Annotated in this window: 1 protein-coding gene and 1 tRNA gene; both read left to right on the top strand. The window is 42.2% G+C overall.

The genetic code is table 11. The features are described from left to right. Positions 1–203 precede the first annotated feature (203 nt). Positions 204–293 (top strand) — tRNA-Ser (locus CXF78_RS01745). A gap of 183 nt (positions 294–476) precedes the next feature. Continuing rightward, a partial coding sequence (locus CXF78_RS01750) for a DEAD/DEAH box helicase (protein ID WP_145991345.1) occupies positions 477–1,019 on the top strand: 543 nt, incomplete at its 3' end.

The following is a 1,019-nucleotide window of genomic DNA, read 5'->3' on the forward strand; positions in this document are numbered from 1 at the left end:
CAAACGCTTGATAGTGGGGTTTTTTAGCTTGACCCGCTATCATCATTTGCGTAAAGTACGCCTCGATTAGCACTGCCGCGGTTAGTATTAAGTGGTTTTGTATTATTGAGAGGTAATTATTCCACTCAATAGAATCAAATATTAAGTACTGCCTTTTTATCTGATGACTTTTAATGGTATGGATAAAAAGTCAGTCACAAATTGGTGAGCTGGCTGAGTGGCTGAAGGCGCACGCCTGGAAAGTGTGTTTAGGTTTATCCCTAACGAGAGTTCGAATCTCTCGCTCACCGCCATATTATGAAAAAAGACGTCTTCGGACGTCTTTTTTCATTTGTGTTTTAATACAATACTGACAATTTGAGTGATGCTTCGTCTCGCCGTTGTCTAGTATGACTTTATATTAACGAGGTGTTAGCGCTTGTTATGCGTAGCCTCTATAATGCTTTATTCTTGTTTTACTACTGAGACCCACTTTCATGCCTTTTTCGACACTTGGATTACGCGACACGATTGTCAATGCCCTACATGAAGTGGGATACAGTCAGCCGACACCTATTCAACAACAGACTATTCCGGTTATTTTAAAGGGTAAGAACCTGCTCGCCGCTGCGCAAACTGGTACCGGTAAAACCGCAAGTTTTGTATTACCAATATTAGAACGCTTAGCCGACACTGAAATCCAGCGTGCAAAACGTATTCGAGCGTTGATTTTAACCCCAACTCGCGAACTCGCAGTGCAAGTTCACGCCAACGTAGTGCAGTACGCCAAGCATTTACCATTAACTTCTATTGCCATTTATGGTGGAGTTGATGAGAAGCCGCAAAAACAAGCCTTAATCGATGGTGTTGATATTTTGGTGGCAACACCGGGACGTTTACTCGACTTATATACTCAACGTGCCGTGCACTTTGATGAAGTTGAAGTGTTGGTGCTTGATGAAGCCGATAGAATGCTCGACATGGGCTTTATCGAAGACATTAATAAAATCATCGACAAATTACCTTCTGAACGTCAGAGT

The organism is Shewanella sp. 11B5 (genome assembly GCF_002836795.1).
GTDB lineage: Bacteria > Pseudomonadota > Gammaproteobacteria > Enterobacterales > Shewanellaceae > Shewanella > Shewanella frigidimarina.